This is a genomic window from Gordonia sp. UBA7860 (genome assembly GCF_002500165.1).
Taxonomy (GTDB): domain Bacteria; phylum Actinomycetota; class Actinomycetes; order Mycobacteriales; family Mycobacteriaceae; genus Gordonia; species Gordonia sputi.
This window is the reverse complement of the sequence record NZ_DLSO01000030.1, coordinates 57,667-84,154: the sequence shown is the minus strand read 5'-3', so window position 1 is coordinate 84,154 and position 26,488 is coordinate 57,667. Positions and strand designations below refer to the sequence as shown.

25 protein-coding genes and 1 pseudogene are annotated in these 26,488 nt (G+C 64.5%); 13 read left to right on the top strand and 13 right to left on the bottom strand.

Annotated elements, in window-relative coordinates; genetic code table 11:
* The 3 genes and pseudogenes from B3T59_RS04630 to B3T59_RS04620 all read left to right on the top strand — a co-directional run.
* Positions 1-382, top strand: a pseudogene (locus tag B3T59_RS04630) (SRPBCC family protein); the annotation flags it as partial.
* Complete coding sequence (locus B3T59_RS04625) at positions 379-1,413, top strand: 3-oxoacyl-ACP synthase III family protein (RefSeq protein WP_287001588.1); 1,035 nt, start codon at positions 379-381, stop codon at positions 1,411-1,413. The pseudogene B3T59_RS04630 and the gene B3T59_RS04625, both read left to right, overlap by 4 nt.
* A complete protein-coding gene (locus tag B3T59_RS04620; RefSeq protein ID WP_287001587.1) occupies positions 1,413-2,423 on the top strand; it encodes a pyridoxal phosphate-dependent aminotransferase in 1,011 nt (336 codons plus the stop codon). The genes B3T59_RS04625 and B3T59_RS04620 overlap by 1 nt, the downstream gene beginning before the upstream one ends.
* Before the next feature lie 37 nt (positions 2,424-2,460).
* Here B3T59_RS04620 and B3T59_RS04615 read toward each other — a convergent pair whose 3' ends face one another.
* From B3T59_RS04615 to B3T59_RS04605, 3 genes are all read right to left on the bottom strand, one after another.
* Positions 2,461-2,985 (bottom strand): DsbA family protein, encoded by a 525-nt coding sequence (locus tag B3T59_RS04615; RefSeq protein ID WP_287001586.1) that lies wholly within the window; start codon positions 2,983-2,985, stop codon positions 2,461-2,463.
* 10 nt (positions 2,986-2,995) lie between these two features.
* The gene (locus B3T59_RS04610) at positions 2,996-3,493 is read right to left on the bottom strand and encodes a redoxin domain-containing protein (RefSeq protein WP_005201795.1); all 498 of its coding nucleotides are present in this window, start codon (positions 3,491-3,493) and stop codon (positions 2,996-2,998) included.
* A gap of 177 nt (positions 3,494-3,670) precedes the next feature.
* Complete coding sequence (locus B3T59_RS04605) at positions 3,671-5,476, bottom strand: N-acyl-D-amino-acid deacylase family protein (protein ID WP_251722779.1); 1,806 nt, start codon at positions 5,474-5,476, stop codon at positions 3,671-3,673.
* Between the two features lie 79 nt (positions 5,477-5,555).
* Here B3T59_RS04605 and B3T59_RS04600 point away from each other — a divergent pair, with 79 nt between their 5' ends.
* Complete coding sequence (locus B3T59_RS04600; protein ID WP_251722778.1) at positions 5,556-6,443, top strand: alpha/beta hydrolase; 888 nt, start codon at positions 5,556-5,558, stop codon at positions 6,441-6,443.
* 2 nt (positions 6,444-6,445) lie between these two features.
* Here the strand turns inward: B3T59_RS04600 and B3T59_RS04595 are convergent, their stop codons facing one another.
* Positions 6,446-7,219 carry a glucose 1-dehydrogenase gene (locus tag B3T59_RS04595; protein ID WP_287001585.1) on the bottom strand — a complete coding sequence of 258 codons (774 nt, stop codon included), beginning with the start codon at positions 7,217-7,219 and terminating at the stop codon, positions 6,446-6,448.
* Here B3T59_RS04595 and B3T59_RS04590 point away from each other — a divergent pair.
* Together B3T59_RS04590 and B3T59_RS04585 are read left to right on the top strand one after the other, a co-directional pair.
* On the top strand, positions 7,104-7,637 hold the full coding sequence (locus B3T59_RS04590; RefSeq protein WP_308204779.1) for a DUF2316 family protein: 534 nt from the start codon (positions 7,104-7,106) through the stop codon (positions 7,635-7,637). The genes B3T59_RS04595 and B3T59_RS04590 overlap by 116 nt on opposite strands.
* Before the next feature lie 71 nt (positions 7,638-7,708).
* Positions 7,709-8,182, top strand: coding sequence for a DUF2231 domain-containing protein (locus B3T59_RS04585; RefSeq protein WP_064864482.1), 474 nt, complete (start codon positions 7,709-7,711; stop codon positions 8,180-8,182).
* Positions 8,183-8,226: 44 nt separating this feature from the next.
* On the opposite strand, the gene B3T59_RS04580 is transcribed toward B3T59_RS04585, so the two are convergent.
* Positions 8,227-8,703: a glutathione peroxidase gene (locus B3T59_RS04580; RefSeq protein WP_251722775.1), complete on the bottom strand. Its 477-nt coding sequence runs from the start codon at positions 8,701-8,703 to the stop codon at positions 8,227-8,229.
* A gap of 68 nt (positions 8,704-8,771) precedes the next feature.
* On the opposite strand from B3T59_RS04580, the gene B3T59_RS04575 reads away from it, so the two are divergent.
* Positions 8,772-9,815 carry a hypothetical protein gene (locus tag B3T59_RS04575; protein ID WP_064864485.1) on the top strand — a complete coding sequence of 348 codons (1,044 nt, stop codon included), beginning with the start codon at positions 8,772-8,774 and terminating at the stop codon, positions 9,813-9,815.
* 48 nt (positions 9,816-9,863) lie between these two features.
* Here B3T59_RS04575 and B3T59_RS04570 read toward each other — a convergent pair whose 3' ends face one another.
* Positions 9,864-13,241, bottom strand: coding sequence for an arabinosyltransferase domain-containing protein (locus B3T59_RS04570; protein WP_251722774.1), 3,378 nt, complete (start codon positions 13,239-13,241; stop codon positions 9,864-9,866).
* Positions 13,231-16,560, bottom strand: coding sequence for an arabinosyltransferase domain-containing protein (locus B3T59_RS04565; RefSeq protein ID WP_251722773.1), 3,330 nt, complete (start codon positions 16,558-16,560; stop codon positions 13,231-13,233). Before B3T59_RS04565 ends, B3T59_RS04570 begins: the two co-directional genes overlap by 11 nt.
* A 178-nt stretch (positions 16,561-16,738) precedes the next feature.
* Between B3T59_RS04565 and B3T59_RS04560 the strand changes: the two genes are divergently transcribed.
* The 5 genes from B3T59_RS04560 to B3T59_RS04540 all read left to right on the top strand — a co-directional run bounded on the left by B3T59_RS04560 (position 16,739) and on the right by B3T59_RS04540 (position 20,666).
* A complete protein-coding gene (locus B3T59_RS04560) occupies positions 16,739-17,788 on the top strand; it encodes an NAD(P)-dependent alcohol dehydrogenase (RefSeq protein WP_251722772.1) in 1,050 nt (349 codons plus the stop codon).
* Positions 17,789-17,926: 138 nt separating this feature from the next.
* Complete coding sequence (locus B3T59_RS04555; RefSeq protein ID WP_251722771.1) at positions 17,927-18,796, top strand: formate/nitrite transporter family protein; 870 nt, start codon at positions 17,927-17,929, stop codon at positions 18,794-18,796.
* A 259-nt stretch (positions 18,797-19,055) separates the two neighbouring features.
* A complete protein-coding gene (locus tag B3T59_RS04550; RefSeq protein WP_251722770.1) occupies positions 19,056-19,328 on the top strand; it encodes a GlsB/YeaQ/YmgE family stress response membrane protein in 273 nt (90 codons plus the stop codon).
* A gap of 128 nt (positions 19,329-19,456) precedes the next feature.
* Positions 19,457-20,113, top strand: a complete 657-nt coding sequence (locus B3T59_RS04545; protein WP_251722769.1) for an O-methyltransferase — start codon at positions 19,457-19,459, stop codon at positions 20,111-20,113.
* Positions 20,114-20,180: 67 nt separating this feature from the next.
* The gene (locus B3T59_RS04540; RefSeq protein ID WP_251722768.1) at positions 20,181-20,666 is read left to right on the top strand and encodes a GAF domain-containing protein; all 486 of its coding nucleotides are present in this window, start codon (positions 20,181-20,183) and stop codon (positions 20,664-20,666) included.
* A 4-nt stretch (positions 20,667-20,670) separates the two neighbouring features.
* Here B3T59_RS04540 and B3T59_RS04535 read toward each other — a convergent pair whose 3' ends face one another.
* Genes B3T59_RS04535 through B3T59_RS04525 form a run of 3 tightly spaced genes read right to left on the bottom strand, consistent with a single transcriptional unit; the run spans position 20,671 to position 22,906 of the window.
* Complete coding sequence (locus tag B3T59_RS04535) at positions 20,671-21,204, bottom strand: flavin reductase family protein (protein WP_251722767.1); 534 nt, start codon at positions 21,202-21,204, stop codon at positions 20,671-20,673.
* The gene (locus B3T59_RS04530) at positions 21,201-21,698 is read right to left on the bottom strand and encodes an NAD(P)H-dependent oxidoreductase (RefSeq protein ID WP_251722766.1); all 498 of its coding nucleotides are present in this window, start codon (positions 21,696-21,698) and stop codon (positions 21,201-21,203) included. Before B3T59_RS04530 ends, B3T59_RS04535 begins: the two co-directional genes overlap by 4 nt.
* The gene (locus B3T59_RS04525) at positions 21,695-22,906 is read right to left on the bottom strand and encodes an LLM class flavin-dependent oxidoreductase (protein ID WP_251722765.1); all 1,212 of its coding nucleotides are present in this window, start codon (positions 22,904-22,906) and stop codon (positions 21,695-21,697) included. The genes B3T59_RS04530 and B3T59_RS04525 overlap by 4 nt, the downstream gene beginning before the upstream one ends.
* Positions 22,907-23,111: 205 nt before the next feature.
* Here B3T59_RS04525 and B3T59_RS04520 point away from each other — a divergent pair, with 205 nt between their 5' ends.
* Positions 23,112-23,549 (top strand): hypothetical protein, encoded by a 438-nt coding sequence (locus tag B3T59_RS04520; protein WP_251722764.1) that lies wholly within the window; start codon positions 23,112-23,114, stop codon positions 23,547-23,549.
* Here the strand turns inward: B3T59_RS04520 and B3T59_RS04515 are convergent.
* From B3T59_RS04515 to B3T59_RS04505, 3 genes are all read right to left on the bottom strand, one after another.
* On the bottom strand, positions 23,524-24,336 hold the full coding sequence (locus B3T59_RS04515) for a crotonase/enoyl-CoA hydratase family protein (RefSeq protein ID WP_251722763.1): 813 nt from the start codon (positions 24,334-24,336) through the stop codon (positions 23,524-23,526). The genes B3T59_RS04520 and B3T59_RS04515 overlap by 26 nt on opposite strands.
* A gap of 2 nt (positions 24,337-24,338) precedes the next feature.
* Entirely contained in the window at positions 24,339-25,367 is a 1,029-nt protein-coding gene (locus B3T59_RS04510) for a zinc-binding metallopeptidase family protein (protein ID WP_064864504.1), read from the bottom strand.
* Between the two features lie 187 nt (positions 25,368-25,554).
* A complete protein-coding gene (locus tag B3T59_RS04505; RefSeq protein ID WP_197502439.1) occupies positions 25,555-26,391 on the bottom strand; it encodes a sulfurtransferase in 837 nt (278 codons plus the stop codon).
* Positions 26,392-26,488: the final 97 nt, after the last annotated feature.

The following is a 26,488-nucleotide window of genomic DNA, read 5'->3' as shown; positions in this document are numbered from 1 at the left end:
GTGGCTGGCGGCGGACAGACTCGGCGACGCCACCGACATCTACACGCGGACGGTCGCGAATCCCGACGCCATGACCGTCGACTATCACTGCGCGTGGGATCAGGGCAAACACCTGTGGATGATCTACCTGATGCGCGTGGTCGACGCACAGGTCGTGCTCGATAAGCCGGGTTCGGTGGTGCTGTGGACCAATTGCCGACATCCGTTCTATGAGCGAAATCCGTACCCGGAAACGGCACCGGCCGACCGGCCGGTCTGGGTCGGCGACTTCTGGGACATGTTCGCCGCAGGACACCAGCTCGAACTGAACAACCTCACGGCGATTGCCGAGTACCGCCACGCCAACAATCTGCCCCTCACCCCCGATTGGATGCGCTCATGATCAACCCGACTGCACCCGCCGTCGTCCTCGCCGACGTTGCGGGATATCTGCCCGAGAATCGCGTTCCGGCATCCTATTTCAGCCAGTTCGCCGAGAACGACGACCTCGCCGACAACATCATGTTCTCGGCGCCCGCATTCCGACATCACGCGGCCGAAGGCGAGACGTCGGCCGACATGATGGTCTCTGCCGCAAGAACTCTCACGGAGAGGCATGGCGACGCCTACCTCGACGCCGTCACTGTGGTCCTGACGCACAGCCAACTTCCCGAGGTACCGGTCCGCGGATGCGGTGGCGAACTCGCCGACCGTCTCGGTCTGCGACCCACCACGGTCCTCGACGTCCACAACGGCGGCTGCGCCGCGTTCATCCACATGATCGATATCGCTGCTGCGCTTCTCGCAGCGGCGGGCGGCGGCAAGGCGTTATTGGGATTGGCGCAGAACAGCGCATCCCAGATCTTCACCCAGGAGCAGGTTCGCGGCAAGGCACAGGCCGCGATCCCCGGTGACGGCGCGGCAGCCGCCTTGGTGAGCCTCGACGATCCGGCAGGCTCCCCCGTCCTCGGACTTGTCACCCACTCGTACGGCGAGTACTCGGCCGACATGACATCGGTCGCAGAACCCGACCGTCGATACTGGGAAGCAGGCACCGGAGAGATCCACATCGGCTTCACCGAAGCGAAGATCACCAAGGTTCTCGCGCGCGGCAATCGCATGGTCCCCGCCGCCGCCATCGAAGTGGCCGACTCCATCGACATCCGGCCGTCCGACCTCGACTGGTTCATCACCAACCAGCCGAACCGCATCTTTCTACGCAACTGGCGCGAGGCGCTCGAACTCCCCGCCGAGCGACACCCGGACACCTTCGACGAGTGCGGAAACCTGTTCGGCGTCGGACTCCCGATCACCCTCGACACCGCGGTGTCCGACGGGCGTATCCAGCCCGGTGACGTCGTCATGATGTCGGCGTTCGCCCACGCGGGAGATTTCGCCGGAGCGGCAGCGATTCGTTGGTCGGATCGTCACTAGTGCTCGCCGACAACATGATTCGACTCAATCTCAACGAATCCGCGTATCCGCCACTGCCTGCCGTCGCCGAGGTGCTCCATGAACAGGTGCTGTCGGCGCACCGCTACCCGGAGTTCACACCGCACGGTTCCCGTCGTGTCATCGCACACCATCTGGGCGTGTCCGACGACATGGTCACCGTCGGCGCTGGAGCAACAGGAGTGATCTTCCAAGCACTGCAGGCAGCTCTCGACCAACACGGGGGCGTCGTGCCCGAGTTGGTGACCGCGACCCCGACATTCGACGGATTCCCCATCCTCGCGCAGTTGCTGCGCATGGACTTTCGCGGCGTGCCGCTCGATCGCTTCGGCGGCGTCGACCTCGACGCGCTGCGCACCTCCGTCACCGCGGCCACCGTCGCAGTGATCGTCTGCTCACCACACAACCCGACGGGTACGGTCGTCGACGAACGCGAAATACACGCGTTCCTGACTTCATTACCCGACCACGTGGCGGTCATTCTCGATCAGGCCTACATCGAGTTCAGCACTGCCGCACCAGATCTGCACCGGCTGATCGCACTGCATCCCCGCCTGGTGGTCGTCCGAACCTTCAGTAAGGCACACGGTCTCGCGGCTCTGCGGGTGGGATATGGCGTCGGTGATGAGCGGCTGATGTCGGGGGTCCGTCGCTTCGAGATCCCCTTCGCGGTGAGTGCGCCGGCCCAAGCCGCGGTGCCGGTGGCATTGGCCGCGACGACCGCACTCGCGCACCGGGTCGAGGCGATGCGCGCCGCGCGTGATCGGCTCTCCGTGCAACTGCACGCGATAGGTGCGTCGACCATTGCGGGTAGTGAGGGCAACTTCGTCTATCTACCCGGCGCGGACGGACTGGCACTCGGCTCGCTGCTCGGCACCTGCGGCGTTGCGGTGAAAACCGTTGCCGGTCACGGCGTCCGGATCACCGTCGGTGACGCGTTCAGCAACTCGCGTGTACTGGCCGCGTTGCGCGCGACCGCAGCTACTGCCTGAGCGAACTACTACCTGGGCGAGCAACTGCCTGGGCGTGTCAGCGTCCCGACGCGAAGATCTGCTCGAGCACGTCGGGGAGTTCGGTGAAGGGTCCGGGAAAGAACTGCTCGTTGATGAAGAAGGCGGGTGTGCCGTTGACGCCGCTGCGGAGTCCATTGTTGATCTGACCCTGGATACGATCACCGAACTGCTGCGCACTCACCGCAGCCTCCGCTGCGGCGGCGTTCAGTCCGAGACTCGACGCCAACTCGCGGTAGAAGGCGTCGCCGAGCTGATCCTGGTTCTCATACAGCGCGTCGTGCGCCTCCCAGAACTTGCCTTGGCTACCGGCGTATTCGGCGAACTCCGCGGCTGCAAGTGCCTCCGGGTGGATCTCGGGAATCGGGAAGTTACGAAAGACGAACCGCAGCGAGTCGGGGTAGGTGCGCTGGATCTGCTTGACGATCGGATAGGCCTGCCCGCAGTAGGAACACTGATAGTCGCCGTACTCGACGAGTGTGAGAGCGGCGTCGGACGGTCCTAGAATGTAGTCGTCGGATCCCACGGGTTGGGTCAGCGGCATGGTCGGCTCCTCACGCGTTCTTGTTCTTGAGGGCTTCGAGGGCGTCGAGAACCCCGTTCACACCCGGGTTGATGGCCATCGGCGACAGGTAGCTCCACGAGATGACACCGTCTGCGTCGACGACGAACAGCGCGCGCTTGGAGCATCCGGCCTGTTCGTCGTACGCGCCGTACTCCTTCGAGACCGCACCCTTGGGGTTGTAGTCGGCAAGCAGGTCGTAGCCGAGCTTGCGCGACTCCTTGAACGCCTGATGGCTCCACGCGCTGTCGACCGAGATGCCGAGGAGTACCGCGCGGTACTCCTGCAGCAGAGGCAGCGACTGGTTGAACACGGCGAGTTCGTCGCCGCACACCTGACTCCAGTCGGCGGGATAGAAGACGAGGACAACGGGGTTGCCCTTCAGTTCGGACAGGCTCAGCGATTGATCGGGCGTCGCCTTGAGGGTGAAATCGGGCGCGGTGGTACCGGCCTCAAGGATGCTGTCGGGTGCGGTGCTTGTATCGGCCATGCTCCGATCGTTGCACGCGGGAGGGGGTCACCGCACTGAAAGCCTGGCGACTTCTGAGTACTGACGTCTGCCGGTGGAGATGCGACGCAAACCGCTGTCGCACCTATACGTAACAGTGACTTTCGAGGCGTATGGCGCAGGTCGCACTAAATTCGACAGCACTCAGTTCGACAGCACTCAGTTCGACCGGATCAGTTCACGCTCAGCTGTCGTCGTCGGCGGCGCGATTGTCGGCGGCGTGGTGTGCCCGGCCCGCAGGAAGCTTCCCGTGCGCGTCGTGCCCACCAACGACGCGAACTCGCCGTCGGCGAACACGGTCTGCCCACTCACGATGACGGCTCTGATCGCGTCGTCGTTTCGATTCACCATGCGCGGCATCTGGCCGAACTGTTCGATCGGCGCCTCGCCGTACGCTTCGAGCTGCTCGTCGAGGTGTACGGGATCGATCACGACGAGGTCGGCGCGGTCTCCGACACGCAGGTGCCCCGCGTCGATGTCGTAGAAGTCGGCGACCTCACCGGTCAGCCGATGGATCGCGTATTCGGTACTCATGAACGGCTTTCCGGCCTGCTCGGCGTCGCGAACATGGCGGAGCAGGCGCAGTCCACTGTTGTAGAAGGCCATGTTGCGTAGGTGCGCGCCCGCGTCGGAGAAGCCCATCTGGACTGTCGGCCAAGTGGCGATCTTCTTGAGCATTTCCGGACGGTGATTCGAGATGGTTGTGCGCCAACGTATCTCACGTCCATGCTCGACGACGAGATCGAGGAAGGCGTCAACCGGATGGAGTCCGCCGCGATCGAGTCCGACCTGGCCGAACGACTTTCCGATGACCGACTCGTCGGGGCACGCGACGATGTCGGCGTCGAAGAAGTCGCGGTGCCACACCCTGATGCCGAACTTCTGCTCGTAATCCTTGCGGAACCGGCGCCGGTACTCCTCATCTTGGATCAGCGCATCTCGTTCGATGTCGTCACGGAGATGCAATGCTGCTGCGCCGGAACCGAATTCCTCGAAGATCACCAGATCGATACCGTCCGCGTAAACCTCGAACGGTACCGGCAGATGCTGCCAGCGGAAGTCGCCGCCCAGCCGGTTGATGAGCGCGGTGGGCCGGTCCATCAGGATCAGCGCCTTCTCGTTCGACTTCACGTCCGCAGCGGACAGCAGTGACGTCTTGAGCACAGGGCGCCCGAAGCCGATCGACTGCACCATCTGCGACACCAGATTGAGCGGGTTCTGAATGTCGGGTCCCGACTGCAGCACGCGGCCACCGTGCCGCAGCATGCTCTTGAGTCGGCGCAGCTCTTTGGGTTTGGCGTACGTCGACGGCAGCGTTCGTGACCGACACGTCACGCCGTCGAGCTTGTCGAACTTGAGCTGCTGCGACGAGAGTCCGACGAATCCCTCGACGAGTGCGTCGCCGAGCATTTCCTCCATCCGCGCCTGCTCTGCGTGTGTGGGTCGCACATCCGATCGTGTGGCACGATCGAGACCCATCACCGACGTCCGAATGTCTGAATGTCCAATGAACGCAGCCAGATTCGCCCCGAGCGGCAGACTCTCCAATCGCTCGACGTACTCCTTCGGCGACGACCAGTCCTTGTGCTCGTCCACCGCGGCGATGACGTGGTCGCGCGGGATCGCTTCGACGCGCCCGAAGAGGTCGCCCGCCTCCTCGCCGTTGACGTAGATCGTCGACAGCGAGCACGATCCGATGAATACCGTTGTCACTCCGTGGCGAAGCGACTCGGTCAGTTCCGGGGTGTCGAGAACCTCGACGTCGTAGTGCGTATGGATGTCGATCAGTCCCGGCGTCACCCATGCACCCTCGGCGTCGACGACCTGCGCGCCGTCGGTGTCGAGCGGCTCGGTACTGATCGCGGCCACACGACCGTCGCGAATACCGATGTCGCGGATCGCCGAGGGCGCCCCCGTGCCGTCGAACCACCGGCCACCTCGAACGACTGTGTCAAATGTGGACATGACCACTCCCTTCGCGGGCTCATCGTGGCACAGATCACAGTCGATGTAGACACTTTTCCGAAAATGTATAGTCCAGTCGATGACGATCGACGACATCGCTCCAGACCTACGACGCACCGCACGCTGGATTCCTCGCGGAATCGGATTGCGACACATGCCGCAAGCTGTCCTACGACTCGGCGGTGTGCCGCTGGCACGCCTGCGCGGCGTCCCGACGGTCGCGATCGCGCCGGGGATATCGATTCGCCTGCACCGTCCAACCGGAGCACAGAACACCGACACCGCAATGCTGTGGATCCACGGCGGTGGGTACGTGCTCGGTTCCGCCGGACAAGATGACATCTACTGCCGCGACCTCGCCGACGCCACCGGCATCACGGTGGCTGCCGTGAACTACAGGCTCGCACCGCAATTCTCCTATCCCACACCGCTCGAAGACTGCTACACCGCGCTCGCCTGGCTGGCCGAGCAGCCGTGGGTCGACAGCAATCGCATCGCAATCGGGGGTGCCAGCGCGGGCGGCGGCCTCACCGCGGCGCTCGCACTACTGGCGCGCGATCGTGGCGATATCCCGCTTGCCGCACAGGTTCTCGTGTACCCGATGCTCGACGACCGGACCGCTGCGACGCCAACGGGACGTCGATACGTGCTCTGGTCCGAGAGTGACAATCAGCGGGGGTGGGATCTGTACCTCGGCGCTGCGGACAGGAAGCAGGCCGTACCCGCACGCCGCGCAGATCTCGACGGTCTGCCACCCGCGTGGCTCGGCGTCGGAACCTGCGATCTGTTCCACGACGAGACACTCGACTACGCTCGCCGACTCCGTGAGGCAGGCGTCGACTGCGATGTCGAGGTCGCCGACGGCGCCTTCCACGCGTTCGATCAGCTTGTGCCCAAAGCACCTACCACGCAACGATTCAACGAGTCACTGCGCTCGTTTCTTCGTAGGAAGCTCGCGTCCATGTGAGGTCAGCCGTCACCCTCCGACGCGTCGACTACCCCGAAGTCCTTGTGCGCCAATCCCGCAACCACACCGCCGTCGACGACGAACTCCGCCCCCGTGGAGTAGCTCGACTCGTCAGAGGCAAGGTAGACAACAAGTTTCGACACCTCGGACGGCTCTGCTGCCCTACCGAGTGCGGTCTGGAAGATGTCGTCGGGCACCCACTCCGTCATCGGCGTCTTGATCAAGCCCGGATGTACCGAGTTGACCCGAATGCCGCTTGGACCCAACTCCAGCGCAGCCGACTTGGTGAGTCCACGCACACCGAACTTCGACGCCGTGTAGCCGTGAGTGGCAATCGTCCCCGCCAAACCCTCGATCGACGAGATGTTGACGATCGAACCGCGACCGGCCTCCTTCATCTGCGGCACAACAGATTTGATGCCGAGAAATACTCCGGTCAGGTTCACGTCGAGAATCGTGCGCCAGTCGTCGAGCGAATAGTCCTCGAACAGGCCGAAGTTCACGATCGCGGCGTTGTTCACCAAGACATCCAGGCGCCCGAAGGTCTCGACCGTCAGCGCGACAGCGGCGTCCCAGTCATCGGGCTCTGTGACGTCGAGATGGACGTAGCGCACCGCGTCGCCCAGTTCACCGGCGAGTGCCTTGCCCTCGTCGTCGAGGATGTCACCGGCGACCACGCGCGCGCCCTCTGCGATCATCTCGCGCACGTGCGCGGCACCCATGCCCCGCGCGCCGCCACTCACCAATGCAACCTTGCCCGCCAGCCGCTCGCTCATCGTCTCCCCTTCCAGGCTCCGTTTCGGCAGACCATACGCCCGTCGCTTCGTTGTATGGCGTGGATTTCATAGACTCTCAGGTCACAGACCGGCCCGCGACAAAGGAGACGACCACCATGTCTCTGAACGAACACCAGCGCCGCGTCACAGCGCGGAGCTGCGCGCGGATCTCGACCTCGCCGACCTCGATACCGCTACGCTCGCAGCAGAACTCGGCTTGTCGACGGCTGCAGTCGAGGAGGCGCTCGACGTCGGACCGGCGACCCATCCGGCACTGGTGTGGCGCCTGCGCGATCACCTCGAATCCGCGGCTCGTGCGGCGGGCGCTGAGCCGCACGAGTACACCTACCTTCCCGAGCGGATGCGATCGGCCGCGCAGGTCTGGTTCGGCGTCGGAGATCATCGCTTCTCGGACTGAATCGCTGCACTCGATGAGTTTGCCGACGCATTCTCAGCGCTCCTTCAGCGACCGGCCGTCACACTCGTGCGATGGACACGATCGCAGGACTGCCCGCGCACCCACTCTTTGTTCACCTTGCAGTGGTGGCGATTCCCCTGACGGCCGTTCTGGCGATCCTGGCGAGCGTATGGCCGGCAGCACGCCGACGGCTCGGCTGGTTCACGCCGGCGGTCGCGGTTGTCGCGATGGCCATCACTCCGCTCACCACTTCCGCGGGTGAGGCATTGGAGAAGCAGGTGCCGCGTTCAGAAACACTGCACCTGCATACCGAGCTCGGCGACCAGATGCTCTATTGGGTCGCAGCGCTTTTCGTACTGGTCGTGCTCGCCTGGGCGATGTACGACGACACCATCGCACGACGTGTGCCCGCTGCGGCCTCGGTGCGCTCGCATCGTTGGCTGCGAGTCGCGCTCGCGGTGGCGACTATCGTTGTGGCGCTTGGCGCTCTGGTGATGGTCGTGCGCGTCGGCGATTCCGGGGCGCGGTCTGTGTGGCTGGGCTGACGGCGGTCACACGGCGCACAACGACCACACAGCGGTTCCCGTTCTCAGATCACCTTGTCGATGTCTCCGGTCAGCTTCTCCGGCTTCACGGTCGGTGCGAAGCGGTCGACGACCTGACCGTCGCGGTTCACGAGGAACTTGGTGAAGTTCCACTTGATGCGATTGCCTAGCACGCCCGACTTCTGCTCGCCTAGCCACGCGAAGAGCGGATGCGCGGCGGAGCCATTGACGTCGACCTTCGCGAACATCGGGAAGCTGACGTCGTAGGTGAGCGAGCAGAAGTTCTTGATCTCCGTCTCGTCGCCCGGCTCCTGGTGAGCGAACTGATCGCACGGGAACCCGAGTACGACGAGTCCGCTCTCGGCGTAGGTTTTGCTGAGTTGTTCGAGTCCCTTGTACTGCGGGGTGAAACCGCACTTCGACGCCGTGTTGACGATCAGCAGAGGCCGCCCCCGATACTCGTCGAGGTCGACGGTATTGCCGTCGATGTCCGTTGCCGTGAAATCATAGGCACTGGTCATGGGCCTACCTCCGCGTCGATCCGATCAGCTTCTCCGCAGCCTATCCGACCAACGAATAGCCTTGAAGCGTGCGCACCTCAGATGACTTCCGCAGGGCTTGGCACACCGTCCGCACCTCTCGGTTCGCGCCCGCGCTGGTGATCGTGGTGATCCTGGGTATCGCCGCGGCGTTGTTTGTCGGCTCCTACACCTACTCCACGGCCAACCCGAAACCCGAACGCGTGCCGATCGCGGTCGTCGGCACCCTGCCACCGCCGCAGTCGGCCGATGTCGAGGCACGGCTCGCACATGAACTCGGGAGTTCCGTCGAGGTACGGCACCTGTCGACGCACGCCGAGGCCATGGAACAGTTGCAGAACCAGCAGGTCTTCGCGGTCGTCGACATCGACACCACGGCACGCACCATCGACGTCGACCTGTCGAGTGCATCCGGCGCAACGGTCGCCCAACTACTCGAACAGAGCATGCCGCGTGCCGCCGCCGGGACCGGGTACCGCGTGAGTATTCGCGACGCCAACCCGCTACAACCGCGAGATCCGCACGGACTCACCATCTTTTACATGATGCTCGCCGCGGTCATCATCGGATTCGTCGGCGCGATCCAACTCGGTGTACACGCCAACAAGTTGCGGCCTTGGGAGAGAATCGGATTCACCGCGTTGTATTCGCTACTGGGTGGCTTCACGATCTGCGCCATGATCGACTGGATCATCGGTGCGCTGACGCTGCCGGTGCTCGAGGTATGGCTCATCCTCGCCCTGACCATGTTCACCTGCGGCATGATCTTCACGATGTTCAGCGCGATGTTCGGACGCTGGGCAATCCTGCCGACGTGGGCGGTCATGGTACTGCTGGGCAATCCCTCATCGGGAGGCTCGGTCGCGTGGCCGCTGCTACCCAGGGTGATCGCGACCATCGGCGGCTGGCTGCCGCCCGGCGCGTCGGTCAACGCACTGCACACCGCAGTGTATTTCCGTGGGCATCAACATGTCTGGCCGTTCCTGGTGCTCACCATGTGGTCCGCGGTGAGTATCGCCGTCTACCTCTTCGAGCGACGCGTTCGGGGCCGCAAGACCCCGAACGCCCCGGCCGCCGACATCGGCGCCGCCTGATCTCGCGACAGGCCCCAGAAACCGACGGGCCCCAAAAACCGACGGACCTCAGAAGCCCACGGCGCGGATCTGTCCGGGCGACCACAGTCCGTTGTGGACATCGGTTGTCACCGTCAGCTCTGCTGGCTTCTGCGGCACAAGCGGAGTGAGACGCTGCAACATGCCCCAGTCCTTGGCCCAGTCGTTGCGCAGATACGACGGCAACACCGTTGGGCGCATCTCGTTTTCGACGATGCCGAGCGGACCGCCCGCGGTCCCCGCCATCCAGCGCTGCGAGTTGACCCGCTCGCCCTCGCGGTCGGGCGAGATCCGCCACTCCGGTGTTTCGAGCACACCGTTGTACACCTGTGCGGGACGCTGACACGGGAACGCCAGCGCGGCCTCCCAGTCGATCATCACGGGCGCTTCGCTACCCACGAGGTCGTTGAGCGTCACCATCTTCGAGACACGAGGAGGTGTGACAGCGAGCCACTGGTCGGGATTGGTTGACGTGTCCTGCGCCAGCACACGCACGACCGTCGCGCCCTGCGGGGCACCGTCGAGCGGGAACCGCAGGTTGCGCCACGCGGGTGCACCGCCGATGTCCATCGGGATCATGATCCCCGCAGGTGTCACCGACCCGTCCGGACCCACGCGGCCGAATTGGAGGCGGACTTGCTGTCCTGGACGCGTCACGGCGAGGTCGTCGACGTATTCGATCTGCCCGGCAACCGACATGGTGATGAGCGGAGCGTCGGAGTTGCGCGCGGGTAGCTCATACCAATCGGATGTCAGACTGCCTGTGCCCGACGGTGATCCGTAGGTGCCGAGCACCGGCGTGCGCTGCGGCGACAGCCCGAACGGCAGCTTCACCTTCGAGCCGTTGACGCCGGTGGTCGACGTCGTGCCGCCCGCGGTGTCGCTCGACGGACTACCGCTGTCCGTGCCGGTCTGATCGGTCGCATCTGATTGTGTCCGGTCGACCTCGGCCGACGATGTCCCCGTTGACGAGTCCGATTCGGTGCCGTCGTCAGAGAGGTCGGATCCGACGCCGTTCGGGTCGAAACCGGTCGCACCGGCACCCGCGAGCGCTGCTCCTGGCGACGGATTGTTCTGTCCCGCAACACGTGCAGGTGCGAGCAAGGCCGAGTTGACGTCCTTCTCGACGAGCACCGAGTCGGCGAGCGCGCACGGCTGACCGCGCACCGCCGCGACGTTCGAACTCAGCCATGACCACGAATTACGTTGTGTCCAATCCGCCTTCGCGAAGGAGACGAGGGTGAACAGCAGCATGATCACCGATACGACGATGATCGACGGCGAACGCAGCCAGGCCGTCCACCGCTTCTTCGATACCCGCTCCTCACCGCGTCGAATGTCGTCGGAGACGTAGTCGTCGCGGAAGTGTTGCCAGAGACCGAGAATGGTCAACAACACCGCGACCGTGAGGATGACCGCCCAGACCGGAATCCCCTTCACGTCGGGAACGGCATCGCGCCAGGGGATTCCGTAGCTGCCGACGTACCACCACTGGTTACGTCCGGAGAACGCCAGCGCGAGAACGTAGGCGCACGCCGCGGCGAAGAGCGTGCGGTTGCGCCGTCGACGCATCACGGCGCGGTCGACGCACACGGTTGCGACAGCGGCCAAAGCGCCTGCGATGCAGGCATACACACCCATCTGGTGAGTCCACTTGGTCGGCAGGAAGGCCATCATCACAGCAGTCCCCGCCACCGTGGCAACCAACCGCCACGTGGGAGCCGACGCAATGCCCGCCAACCGTCGACGGTTGAGCAGCATGACCACCACGACGATCAGGCACACGAAGGTGATGAGCACACCGAAGCGGCGCGCGATGCCACCGTCGGCGGTGGGATTCATGAGCATGTAGTAACGCATGCCCTCCTCCCACCACTTGTTGGTCGGACCGACAGCGGAGTTGACCCTGATCGCTTCGCGAATCGTGGCGAGCGTCTGGTCGGCGAAGATCTCGTAGAGCACCACGAGTCCCGACGCCAGAATCGGTACGAGGATGGGCCACAAGCCGTCTCGTCGTCGCCTGATCATCAGACGCTTCAACAGCGGTCGGATTCCCGCGATGAGCGGGATGGCAGCGATCACGCCGGTCGGGTGGATCGTGAGCGTGAACGCCGCGACCACGATCGCGAGCGTCAACGGGAAGAACCGTCCGGTGGCTATCGCCCGCTCCACCAGCACCCACGCCAAGAGCGTGCCGACGGCGATGATCGGTTCCACACGAAGACCGTTGTTGAACGGCATCCACACCGCGAGGAACACCAGCGCGGCAGCCCAGATCGCCGATTGCGATGTCCGAACCGCGTAGCCCAGTCGCGGGATGGCGGCGCGGCTGATCAGCCACCAGCCGACCACCGCGTAGAGGAAGGGCAGCAAGCGCAGCCACGGAGTCGCCGTGCTCACCTCCATCCACAGCGAGAGGTACTGGTAGTGCCAGCCGAACGGGTCCTGCGGCACACCGAAGTACCGGTAGTAGTTGTCGAGATAGCCGGCATTGCGGGCGACTCGGGCGACGGTGACCTGATAACCGTCGTCCGCCGTGTTGCCACCGACGAACAACCAGATCAGCAGGACGAGCGTGACGAAGGCGTCGACCCAGCGCGGTCGCCACCACCCCTGCGGGAAGAGCTTGTGGACGCCGCGCCCGTCACGGGCGTCGAGCACGGCCAGCGCGAGCATCGAGGCAATCGTCATGACGACGCCGATCACCAGCAGCCAGAACTTCAGCGTCGTCGGGGTCGACGCGAACCGGGTGTCCAGCGTGGCGCGGAACGACAGGCCTTCCGTCGGCGCGTCTTGCGGCAACTGCGAATACACACCGATGATCTGCGGTCGTGCTGTCGCGTCGCGCAGGTCGAATGAGCCCAGACCGGTGTCGGTTGTCGAGAGATTCTCGAATTTGCCTGCGGCGCCGTCGGTGTCGGCGTGAAAGACGACGCGGCATCCGGGTGAATTCTCGGCCGCGCTTCGAGGGGCACTGAGCAACACGATGTTTCGCTGCGTCAACTGCAGCGAGTCGCGGGTGGCGCGGATGAAGAAGCCGACCTTGTTGGCATCGGTTCCGTTCCACGGCACCGTCGAGACGATCACGCCGCCCGACGCCGGCAGACTCTTGGCGAGCGAGCACGGGACGGACACGTCCATCGACACCGGCGAGAACGAGACGCTCGGCGCCGCCACGCTGCCGACCGAATTCTGTTGCGGCCAGGTCAGTTCCGTCTTGGTGTAGTTGACCGGCAGGAACGGGGTCAGCAACGCGATCACGATGCCGATGAGCCCCGCGACCACCGCGACGATCTTGGCGATCCTGATCCGATCGGCCGACCTCGACGACACCGATCCGCCCGCGCCGTTGTCGGCAGGCTTGTCGTCGTCTTTCCCCGTTGCGTTCACCGGCGTCTCACTCATCATCTTCTGGCACCACCTGCATTGCTCCGGGACGGCTCCAGCCCCACCTGGTCGACGTTCCGGTACTCACCGCTGCAGGCACCGCCTCTGGCACCAACGGCGACAACCGTTGCAGGCTGCCCCAATCGCGGTACCAGTCGTTCTTCAGATACGTCGCCATCGTCGACGGCGTCGTCAGCGCTTCCGCCGTGGTGAGCAGTCCACCGTTGACGGTGGCCATCCACGTCTTCGACTGCGAATTCGCTACCGCCAGCTCCGGCAGGATTCGCCACTGCGGAATCTGGTTGACGCCGTTGGACGCATCCATCGGGTGCTGGCACGGGAACGCCGCACCGACCGCGAAGTCGACGAGCACCGGGTCCGACGACCCGACGACGTTTTGCAACGTCTTCAACTCGGGAGCACGCGGCGGTGTCACCGCGAGCCACTGGTCGGGATCGAGGTTGTTGTCGGTGGCGACGATCCGCATCGCGGTCGCACCAGCGGGCACCGACGACATCGGGATACGCAGGTTGCGCCACGGCCGATTCGCCTTGCGGTCGGCGTCGATCGGTTGCACGGCCGCACCGACCTGCTGGAACTTTCCGTCCTGCTCGACGCCGAACTCCACCTGCAGCGACTGCCCGTACGTCGTGACCCCGTCGGGATCGGTCGAGGCCAGCGCGCCTGCCGCCGTGATGACGATCAGCGGCGACGAGTCGCGCGCGGGCAGTCGATACCAGTCGGTCGTCAGCGATGCCTGGCCATCGGCTGCGTAACTACCCATCACCGGGGTCGTCGCGGGGTCGAGTCCGAACGGCAGTGCCGCGGTGCTGCCGTTGACCCCTTCTGGTCCGCGCCCGCCCGTCGTGCCCGGCGCACCACCGGCGACGACGAAGGTCTTCGAGAGATCGGCCGAGGTGTTCTGGGTACCCGGCTTGATCGAATCCGCCTCCGGGGTGAGGTCGTCGGCGACCCCCTGGGGCGAGAAGCCCCGCGAGGTGCCCTCCAGTGCCTTCGACGCCGAGGCGTTGTCGACCGGAGCGAGACTGCCCTTGTTCGAATCGGGTTCGACGAGAACGTAATCGGCCATCCCGCAACCCCCGGTGACCGCGTGCACGTTGCCCTTCAACACGGAGTAGGTGTCGGCGCGAGCCGCTGCGGCCTTGGCGAACACCGCGAGTTCCGCGAGCAGGATGATCACCGCGATGACGGCGATGGGCGACGACGCGATGCCGGTTCGCCACCGCTTGGGCGGCTTGCCCGCGTCGTGGTGCAGTCCGGTGTCGGCGACGTAGTCGAGGCGCAGGTGCTGCCATACCGCGATGACGAGTGCGATCACCGCCAGCACCAGGAACATCGACGAGACCTGCAGTCCCGCAACCACTGGTGCCTTGTCGAACCACGAGATCCCGAAGTCGTACGACCACGGCCACGCGTTGTATCCGGCCGCCGCGGCCGCGCAGGCGACGAGCAGACCTGCGATCAGGATCGACAGGTTGCGCGTATTACGTTGCGCCACCTGGCCGATCGCAACACAGGCGACCGCAGCGAGCGCCGCGGCGAGGCCCGCGAAGATGCCGAACTGAATGGTCCACTTGGTCGGGGTGAGCGAGAGCAGCCCGATCGTGATCAGTACCGCCCCGGTGACGCGCCAGACCGGTCCGCTGTCGACTCCACGGATCTTTTTGCGCCGCAGCATGATCGCGAGAACCACGAACAGCGAGACCAGCAGCAACAGCACCGGCACCCGGCGTACCAGCGAGCCGTCGCGCGTGTTGACCGCCAGGAAGTAGTACCGCAGGAGTTCCTGGTACCAGGCCAGCGTCGGCCCGACGGTATAGCGCACCCGGATGGCCTCGAACACCGACGCGAGTGTCTGGTCGCGGAACACGATGATCACCACGATCGCCGGAGCCGCCAACAGGGGAAGCAGAAGGGAGGCGAGGCCCGATTCGCGGCGTCGTCGAACAAGGATCTTGAGCATCGGCCGCGCACCGGTGATCAGCAGTGCGACCGCGATGACACCCGTCGGCGCGGTGGCAAGGGTCAGAGCGGCGGCGAAGGCCGCTCCCGCGGCAGGCAACATGCGCCGGGTCGCGATGGCCTGCTCGACGCCCCACCAGGTCAGCAGACTGCCGAGCACCACGACGCCCTCGCTGCGCAGACCCGAGGCCATCGGCAGCCAGAACGCGAGAAAGACCGCGGCGCCGGTCACCATCGCCCACTGCGACGTGCGGACGGCACGCCCCAGCCGCGGGAGCAGCACCCGACTGAGGATGAACCAGCTCACCAATCCGATCACCAACGACGGGATGCGCATCCACACACCCGTCGACGACACCGACGACCAGTGCGCGAGGAAGTCGTAATACCAGTCGAACGGCGCCTCGGGGATGCCGTAGAAGCGGTAGTAGTTGGCCAGGTAACCCGCGTGCTCCGCGTTCCGACCCATGTTGAGGATGTAGCCGTCGTCGGACGAGCCTGCTCCGAGGAAGTGCCAGACAATCAGGATGGCGGTCACGGCGATGTCGGTGACGCGCGGACGCAGCAGCGCCAACCACCGCACCCCACCGACCCGTCGGTGGTAGCCGTGGATGCGATCGAGTTGTGCGAGCGCCGCGAGTGCGACGATCGCCGCAAGCACGCCGACGATCATCACGAGCCACTTGATGACCGACGGACTCGAATCGAACCGATCGTCGACGACGATGCGCGCCGACAGGCCGGGCGTCGACGTGATCGTCGACGTCGGGATGTCGGTGAACAGGCCCGCCACCTGCGGCCGGTCGGCCTCCGGCGCCGTCTGTGCAGGTCCGAGTCCCACGAAGCGTGCGCCCGAACCCGCCGCCGACGAGAAGATGTGCAGCTGCGTGCACCGATCCGACGCGACGTCGGCGCGCGGAGCGGACGCGACGGTGTCGCCACGCATCGTCACCGTCACCGCGTTCGCGTCTGCCGTCACGTTCAGCGCAGAGGATCGCTGGTTCTTCGCCGCGGGCGGCATCGTCGTGAGGATCGTCGACGACGCATCCGTGGGCGCAGACCGCATGAGCGAACACGGAATCGTGACGTCGAGATCCTGCGCCATCTGCGCGACGAGCGGGGAGGTGATGTCGGCGTTGGTCGCACCGAGCTTCTGGCCCTGCGGCCAGGTGATGGTTGCGGTCGTCGTGGTGACCGGGAGGAAGGGCGTGAGTACTGCCGCAACAATCGCGATCAGACCCGCCACGACAGCAACGATCGACGTCGTCCCAGGTGAGAGGCGTCGTGCGCGATTATTCGGGTCGTCGGATCGACGGTTGGGCAGCGCAGCTGTCGTCTTCTCCGGCGATTCGGTCACACGCGAATGCTAGTCAGGTTGTCTGTGACAAAACCAAGTCGGTCCCTTTTCGGCGCGGGCGTGTCACCCGACACAGTCGCATGCGCTTTCGGCAATACGTCGGCAGGCTGGATGTGGTGAGGTGCCCGCGGCACCGGCAGATCGTCGTGGATTCCGCGGACGCCGGAGAGGGAACACAGTGACGACAACCGTCAATGCTTTCTGGGCAACAGCTCCCGATGCGCCACTTTCGAAGACAACCATCGAGCGCAGAGACCTCGGCCCGAAGGACGTCCTGATCGACGTCGCCTTCGCCGGGATCTGCCATTCCGACATCCATACCGCCCGCAATGAGTGGGGCGGGACCACCTACCCCGTCGTGCCCGGACACGAGATCGCCGGAACGGTCGCCGCTGTCGGCGATGAGGTGACAAGGCACAAGGTCGGCGATCGCGTCGGCGTCGGGTGCTTCGTCGACTCGTGCGGTGAGTGTGCCGCGTGCAAGAACGGCGACGAGCAGTACTGCACCAAGGGCGTCGTCCAGACCTACAACTCGAAGACCTACGAGGGCGAGTTCACCCACGGTGGGTACTCGCAACAGGTCGTGGTGACCGAGGACTTCGTGCTGAAGATCCCCGAGGGCGTCGACCTCGACGTCGCGGCACCGCTGCTGTGCGCGGGAATCACGCTGTATGCGCCGTTGAAGCACTGGGGAGCCGGCCCCGGCAAGAAGGTCGCGATCATCGGTCTCGGCGGCCTGGGACACATCGGAGTCAAGATCGCCCATGCGCTGGGCGCCGAAGTGACCGTCCTGAGTCAGACCCTGTCGAAGAAGGATGACGGCGAACGCTTTGGCGCCGATCACTACTACGCGACCAAGGATCCCGAGACCTTCCGCACCCTGCGCGGAGAGTTCGACCTCATCATCAATACCGTGTCGGTGAATCTCGACCTCGACGATTACCTCGGGTTGCTGGCCATCGACGGCACCCTCGTCGAACTGGGGGTGCCCGAGCATCCCCTGGAGATCAAGGCATTCTCGCTGCTGGCCAACCGCCGCTCGATCGCCGGTTCGATGGTCGGGGGCATTCCTGCCACCCAGGAGATGCTCGACTTCTGCGCCGAACACGGCATCGGCGCCGAGATCGAGAAGATCAGCGCCGATGAGATCAACGCCGCCTACGACCGTGTCGTCGACAGCGATGTGCGGTACCGATTCGTGATCGACACCGCGACTCTCGCCGACTGACCCCAACCCTCGACGAGGTACGTACACAACTCGGTCGTCAGCGCGAGGCCACGACAATAATTTCGATGGCCTCGCGCTGAGGTCGCAGTTGTGTACGTATAACGGGCGCCCGGCCATGCGCTGTGGAACCGTTGACACATGAGCGACCCCGAGTTCGATGTGAACAAGCTCTTCCCGGGCAAGTTCTTCATCAGCACCACGCTCGACGTGCTCGAGTCCAAGAAGATGACCGGCCATCTGCGACGCCGGTTCATCCAGCGCGCCGCGATGGCAGGCATCATCATCGCGATCTTCTACGTCATCAACTACACGATCGTCGCCGCATTCGACACGATGACCGATCCGCCAGGGCAACTGCACGCGGTCGGCAAGCTCATCGGTGCGCTCGCCTTCGGCTGGGCGCTGGTGTTCATCTACTACACCAAGTCCGAGCTGCTCACCTCGAACATGATGATCGTCTCGGTCGGCGCGTACTACCGACGCGTGACACCCGTCCTGATCATGCGCATCCTGCTGTTCTGCTACCTCGGCAACATCCTCGGCGGCCTGCTGATCGCCGTGATGCTGCGTGGCACAACACTTCTCGACGGCCCGGTACTCAACGCGATGGTGCACGCGGTCGACGTCAAGACGGGCTATCTCAGTAACGGATTCAGCGGTTGGCTCGACCTGTTCATCCGCGCGGTGCTCTGCAACTTCATGATCAACCTCGCGATGTTGCTCGTCTACAACGGCTATCTGACCGAAGACATCGCGAAATGCATGGCGATGATCACCGCCGTCTTCGTCTTCGCGTTCCTCGATTTCGAGCACTCCGTGGCCAACACCGTGTTGTTCATGATCGTCGGATTCCAACACGGCATACCGATCGGTTTGGTGTTCGGCAATCTCGGGACCGTGCTGCTGGGCAACTTCGTCGGCGGCGGAATCCTCATCGGCTTCTACTACGCGTGGGTCAACGACGAACGCGACACACACCTGGTGCATCTGAGGCGACACCGCCACTGAGTCGTCGCACGTCGAGAGCGTCTGCTCCGCTGCCGTCGAGTCCTCATACGTCGACACCGAAAAGTGACGCCCGAGATGGGTCGTTCGTCCGACATTGCGATTGGATCACGACGCGGCTTGCGCAGAACCGTATAGCCGTTCCGCGGCCGTACGTTGACTCAGGGGCCTTTACGGATACGTCGATGAGTCGACACTCCGTCCATGAAGCAGTCGTGGATCGTCCAAGGGGGAACAGGCCCCTCCAACGGAGGAGTTTCTTGTGATCGGAACAATCATCAGCGCCATCGTCGTCGGCCTGATTATCGGTGCGCTCGCTCGGCTGTTCATGCCGGGCAAGCAGGACATCGGCATCATCATGACCATTGTTCTCGGCGTGCTCGGTTCGCTCATAGGCTCGTGGCTGACCTACCAGCTGGGCTACAGCAACTCGAACGGCGGCTGGGAGGTCATCCCGTTCATCGTAGGTGTCATCGTCGCGATCGTGTTGATCGCCGGATACCTCGCCATTCGCGGACGCGCCGTTCGCCAGTAACGCGGCGACATCGTCGGTGACGCGGCGACTTCGCCAGTGGCACGGCGATATCGTGGCCGGGAAGCGCATGCTTCCCGGCCACAGTCGTCTCACAGGCCGGTGCCACGTGCCGTGGTTACCGTGGTCGTATGGCCTCGACCCTCGACACCGACCCCGTCGCCCGAATCGTCTCGACTCTCTACGAGAACGCCCGATCCTTGACCGGAGGCTTCTCGCCCGGTGGCCCGCGCGGGCCTCTCGAATCGAGCACAGCCGCCGAACAGGCGAAAGCTGCCGAAGACCGGTACATGGCCGTGTCTCCCACGGGAGCGCGCCTCATGTACTCGTTGGTGCACGCCGCCCGACCGACCACCGTCGTCGAATTCGGTATGTCCTACGGGATTTCGACCTTGCATCTTGCCGCCGCAGTGCGCGACAACGGAGTCGGACACGTCTACACGACAGAACTCAGCGAGAAGAAGGTCACCGCTGCATCGACCACGTTCGCCGACGCAGGACTCGACGACGTCGTGACCATCCTCGACGGTGACGCCCTCGAGACGCTGCAGTCGGTGTCCGGTGAGATCGGGTTCGCCTTCCTCGACGGATGGAAGGGCCTGTATCTCCCTGTGTTCCGGCTGATTGAGGACCAGTTGCCCTCTGGTGCACTCGTTCTCGCCGACAACACCGAGAGTCCCGATCTCATCGACTACCTCGCCTACGTGCGCGACCCCGGCAACGGTTATGTGAGTCTGAACTTTCCCGGGAAGGGATCAGACACGATGGAACTGACGTGCCGGGTGTGACGATGTCACAAACCCAGTGTGATCGCGGGTCTGGCAATGAGTCTGCGCACAGGAGCAAAGTGGTGAGATGAGCACCGAGTACTTTCCGCCTACCGGCCGCCCCGCGATCGACTACGCCGAGCTCACCGACGCCGCACGCTCACTCATCGATGGCGAATCCGATCGCGTCGCCAATGCTGCCAATCTGTCGGCGCTCGTCTATCAGGCTCTGCCACAGGTCAATTGGGTTGGCTTCTACTTCTTCGACGGCCACGAGCTGGTGGTCGGCCCGTTCCAGGGAAAACCTGCCTGCGTACGCATCCCGTTGGATCGCGGCGTCTGCGGGGCTGCCGCACGGACCCGCATCACGCAACGCGTCGCCGACGTGCACGCCGTCCCCGACCACATCGCCTGTGACGCCGACAGTCGGTCGGAAATCGTTGTGCCGCTGGTGCACCACGGCGAACTCATCGGGGTCTTCGACCTCGACAGTCCGGTCACCCACCGCTTCGGAGCCGACGATCAGGCGGGTCTCGAATCGATCGCCGAGACGTTCCTCGCGTCTCTCGGGTAGCTTCCTAGATGACCTGCGCCAGCTTGCCGAACCCGCTGCGATGGAAGATCAGCGGATTTCCGGTCTCCGGATGGTCGACGCCGTGCAGCTCGAGCAGCACGATGATGTGATCGCCCGCCTCGACCTCGCGGTAGATGGTGCAATCGAAATGAGCCAGTCCCTCGTCGAGGGTGACCGCGCCCTCGTCGGATGCCTTCACCGCGATGCCGTCGAATCGGTGCTCGACCGCTCCGGCGAGTTGCCGGCAGGCGGCACCCTGGTGGTCGGCAAGGATTGTGACGCCGAGGTGTGCTGCGCGTCGAAGATCCGGCCACGTCTTGGACCCCGACGCCACCGAGACCGACACGAGCGGCGGGTCGAGACTGACGCTGGTGAACGAGCTTGCGGCGAGGCCGGTCAACTGGCCGTCGACCTCTGCGGCAACCGCGACGACACCGGTCGGGAAAATGCCGAATGCCTTACGCAGCCGCGCGGGATCGAGATCCTGATTGGTATGCAGCTCGTTGGTCGGGAGTTCATTTGAACGCGGTTCGCTCATGAGCCTGCCTTCAGCAATGTCGTGACGATCGGCTTTGTCGCAGTGAGCCATTCGGCGTATGCGGCAGGGTCGTCGTATGCGGAATCGATGACGTAGAGTCCACGTCCCGGCACCGTGCCACCGATCTCGGTGAGCACGGGGCGCAACGTGAGCTCCGGCGCGAGTGAATGTGCGGGGCTACCGCCGAGCATCAGCGGAATCGCGATGCCGGAGAGTCCTGTCCCGCCGGCGAAGCGGTCGAGGAACAGTTTCAGCAGACCGGTGTATGCGGCTTTGTATGTGGGACTGGCGAATACGACGAGATCAGCCCGGCCGACCTGTGACACGAGATCGTTGACGTACTCGTCGCCCCAGTCGAGAATCGTCGAACCAAGTGTTGCCAGGTCGACGATCAGATCGGGTTCAGAACCCGACAGTTCCGCGGCCAGATATGTTGCGGCGCCGAGTGTTCTGCTACCTGGTTTCGGGTTGCCGACGACGACCGCAGTCGTCACGACGCCGACACCCGCTTGAGCGGTGCGGGCGACCCGAACGGAACCGATGCGCTGACCGCGACAGGAGCGGGGTGCTCCCACAGTCCGCGACGGGTGAGCTCGGGAAGCACACCCTCCCCGAACCAATACGACTCCTCGAGATGCGGGTAGCCCGACAGCACGAATTCGTCGATCCCCACCTCGTGATACGCCTCGATCAGGTCGGCGATCTCGGTGAAGGAGCCGACCATTGCGGTTCCCGCACCGCCGCGCACCAGGCCGACGCCCGCCCAGAGGTTCGGGTAGATCTCCAGCCCGTCCTTGGACCCCTTGTTCAGCGCGAGCATGCGCTGCTGCCCCTCCGACGCCGAGCGTTTCAGCCCCGCCTGGATGCGCGCGATGTCGTCTTCGGAGATGTTGGCCAGCAGGCGATCCGCTTCGGCCCACGCGGCTTCGGAGGTGTCCCGCGCAATGGTGTGCAACCGGATTCCGTACTTCAGTTCGCGACCCTGCTCTTCCGCGGCGGCACGGACACGAGAAATCTTCTCTGCCACGGCCTCTGGCGGCTCGCCCCAGGTGAGGTAGACGTCGGCATGCTTCGCCGACACCGCGATTCCTTCGGGCGACGAGCCGCCGAAGTAGATCTGCGGCAACGGATCCGGGATCTGGTGCAACACCGCGTTTTCGACGGAGAGGTACTGACCGTCGAAGTTCACCGTGTCGCCGGTCCAGAGCCGTCGCACGATCTCCAGGAACTCGTCGGCCCTGGCGTAGCGCTGCTTCTTGTCGAGGAAGTCGCCGAACATCCGCTGCTCGGCGTCCTCACCGCCGGTGACCACGTTGAGCAGGAGTCGACCACCGGAGAGATTCTGAAACGTCCCGGCCATCTGCGCGGCCAGGAACGGCGCGGTCATCCCCGGGCGGAATGCCACGAGGAACTTCAGACGCTCGGAGAGGCTGCTGATCATGGCCGTGCTGACCCACGCGTCCTCGCACCAGGCGCCCGTCGGAGTGAGCGCGGCCTCGAAGCCGAGCTGCTCGGCGCTGCGCGCGATCTGTCCCAGATACTGCACCGACGCCGGTCGACCCGCGGCTTCGGCAGCGACGCCGTGACCACCTCCGACGACGTTGCGGCTGTCACCACCGTTGGTGGGCAGGAACCAGTGGAACTTCAGGGAGCTCACGTAAAGCCTCTCTCCTCCATCGACGCATCTCGTCGATCGACACATCCGGGCGTCGAGCGCCGTCAGGTGGCGCGCCGTAGGCGCAACTACACCAGTTCAGTGCAGGTGGAGAGTTTTTCCAAGGGTTGCGTTCGCACTGATTACTAGATTTGCCACGTGGCGAGTCCGGTGAGGCCACCCAACTGACCATCGCGGTGTCACCCGACCACGGGCGCGCCGAGACGACGACGTCGTGTGACACCATGCGCGTATGGATGACCTGCCGCGCACCTCACGTCGGGTGTGGCAGGTGGTGCACGTGGTCGCGACCGTCGTGGTTCCGTGGGTAGGAGCTGTGTACTACTTGCGATCCAACACACAATCCTTCACAGACTCGGTGCGCCTCGTTGCGGACTTTCATACGAAGGCGGCCGTTGCTGCAGGACTCTTGCTGGCCAGCACCGTGCTACTGCGCGTCTCTGGCCGCAGTGTTGCCGCGACGATCCCCTTTGCACTCATGTGGGCGCTCACGCTCGCGTATTCCATAGTTCAGATCCGCGCATTCAGCGGCGAATTCACCTGTGGCCCCGAGGTCGAATTGTGCATACCGGACTTCGGCCTCTTCATCACTGCGGTTCCGTTCGCCGTGGCGGTGTCCCTCGCCGTCCTCGGTTCGGCAACGATCAACAGGTCCCGTCGCCGCGCTTAGATCGTGGTCCGCTCGAGAAGCTGCCATGACGCCCTGCCCCGCCCGCGAAGCGCGCTGCACCGGCGACACCCTCGCGTTCGACGATGGGTACGCCTGCCGCCCCCTCCGCGCAGAGCGCGTCGCCGAGGGGAAGGTCGAGTCCCGCGTACACCGACGCACGGTCGGCGAGCACGCATTCGAACGGGAACTGCGCGATCTGCTGTGCGAGTTCACGCGCAGCGTCCAGCGACTCGCCATGCGGCACAATCCGATTGGCCAACCCGATCGCCAAGGCTTCCTCGGCGTCGACCGGTCTTCCGGTGAGGATGAGGTCGAGCGCCCTACCGAGGCCGACGATGCGCGGTAGGCGGACCGTCCCACCGTCGATCAGCGGTACACCCCACCGTCTGCAGAACACGCCGAGCGTCGCGTCCTCTTCGACCACACGGAGATCGGCGAGGAGTGCCAACTCCAATCCACCGGCTACCGCATACCCGCTGACCGCCGCGATCACGGGCTTGGACAACGCTATGCGCGTCGGCCCCATCGGACCGTCTCCGCCGCCGTCGGCGTCGAGGTCGTTGCGGCGCGACGGATCACCGACCGACGTGAGATCGGCTCCGGCACAGAAAGTCCCGCCCGCGCCTGCGAGTACCGCAACCTTGAGATCGGGATCGTCGTCGAATCGGTGAAAGGCCGCCCGCAGTGCGTGCGCAGTCGGCCCGTCGAAGCTGTTGCGTACTTCGGGCCGGTTGAGCGTGATGGTGACGATCGACCCGTCGACCTCGCAGAGGACCGGCTCGGACATGACTACTGCGCGACCACCGCGTGGTCGTCGGAGGTGATGAGCTCGTGGATGAACTCCATCTTCTCGAGCACCTTGGGCGGCAGCACGAACGGGTAGAGGTCCTGATGCCCCATCGACCGATTGATCTGATTGAGCGCCCAGGTCAACGGCAGCCACCAGTCGATGATCCGCTCAAAACCCACCTTGCCCGGCAGATCTGCCTCCAACGTCGCACCCGCGGGAGCCAGCGCGAAAGCGGCTGCGGTGTCGAGCGTGTCGCGGATGTGCAGGTAGTGAGCGAACGTCTCGGCCCAGTCCTCGAACGGATGCATCGTTGCGTACGAGGAAACGTAGTCCTGTTCCCAATCCTCCGGCGGGCCGTCGTTGTAGTGACGATCGATCGCGTCCTGGTAGCTCGTATTGGGGTCACCGAAGAGCTCTGTGTACCGCTCGAGGTTCGGGCCGTCACCAACGAGGACCATCTGATAGAAATGCCCGATCTCGTGACGGAAGTGTCCGATCAACGTGCGGTACGGCTCGTCCATCGAGACGCGCAGTCGCTCACGGTGCACGTCGTCGCCCTCGGCGAGGTCGAGGGTGATCACACCATCGGCGTGCCCGGTGGTGACCGGTTGATCGCGGCTCGACAGCAGATCGAACGCGAGTCCGGTCTCCGGGTCGGTGTCTTTCCCGAAGATCGGGAGCTTGAGTTCGTCGAGCTCGTAGATCACTCGACGCTTTGCGGCTTCGGACTCGGCGAAGGCCGCCATGGCCTGTTCGTCGGAATCCGACGGCCTGGTGCGCGTCAACCGGCACGACTCACAGAGCGCGGGCAGATCCGGCCCCTCCTCTACCATCCAGTTGCAGGCGGCGGGAAGGTTGTTGGCGCAGCGGACGATCGTCGCCCCATCGACGGTGCCCTTTTCGTCGTCGTCGAGTACCTGGATCGTGCGGCTGGGCAGGTGAAATCCCAGGTTGTGTCCGCAATTGAGACAGACGGTGTTCTCGAAGGACAGCTGCTGCCCACAGTTGGAACAATGGAAATCGCGCATCTACTCACTCTTTTCGTTCGTCGGGCCGGACGTAACCCGGTGGTGAACTCTGAGTCGTTGACGTCTCAGAGCTATGCATCGTGATGGAGGTCGGAGCCGCGCTGCCTTCTGCACGCGTTCGTGACCAGTGTCACCCTGTTCTCGCACTACATTCGTCGAATTCGATTGTGTTCAGGTCCCAGTTCGGTCATATCTCGGCTGGACGCGCAGGGTCGGCCGACCATTGTGACCACGAGCCGGGGTACAGAGTCCCGGACAATCCTGCGATCTCCAGGGCGGCGATCTCGTGTGCGGCATTCACACCCGAACCGCAGTAGGCGACGACCGCCGATCCGTCCGTGACGCCCGCCTGTGCAAACCGCTCTCGCAGCTCCGACGCGGCGCGGAAACGTCCGGACGCGTCGATGTTCTCGCTGGTGGGAAGGCTGATCGCGCCTGGAATATGACCCGCGCGCGGGTCGATGGGTTCGACCTCGCCGCGATAACGTTCGGCTGCCCGCGCGTCGACGAGGACTGCCCTTGAGTCATCGGAACCGAGCGCCGCGACGTCGTCGATCGTGGCGACCGGCAGTGATCCCGCCTGCAGCGTGACTTTTCCGGGCCGAACGGGTGTGTCTCCACTCGACAACCGCATGCCGGAATCGCGCCATGCGGCCAGACCGCCGTCGAGAAGGCGGACGTCGGGGTGGCCGCCCCATCGCAGTAGCCACCAGGCGCGAGCGGCTGCGAGGTTGCCGTTGTCGTCGTAGACCACGACGGGTGAGGTGTCGTCGATGCCCCACGAACGCGCCGCCTCGGTCAGCGCGTCGATCTCGGGTAGCGGATGCCGCCCGGCCTCTGGCGACGGCGGCGCTGCGAGTTGGGAGTCGAGGTCGACATAGACCGCTCCCGGAATGTGTCCGGTGCGGTAGCGAGCGTGACCGTCGGCGTCGCCGAGTTGCCACCGGACGTCGAGCACGACCGGTGGGGTGTCGGAGAGCATGGCGTCGGCAAGTTGCTCAACGTCGATCAGCACGGTTGACACACGAGACCTCTCTGCACAAACAACTACCTGGGAAACAACACTCTTGGGCGAACAAGGATCACGGACCTGTCATGGCGGAGGTGGACTCATGGCGACC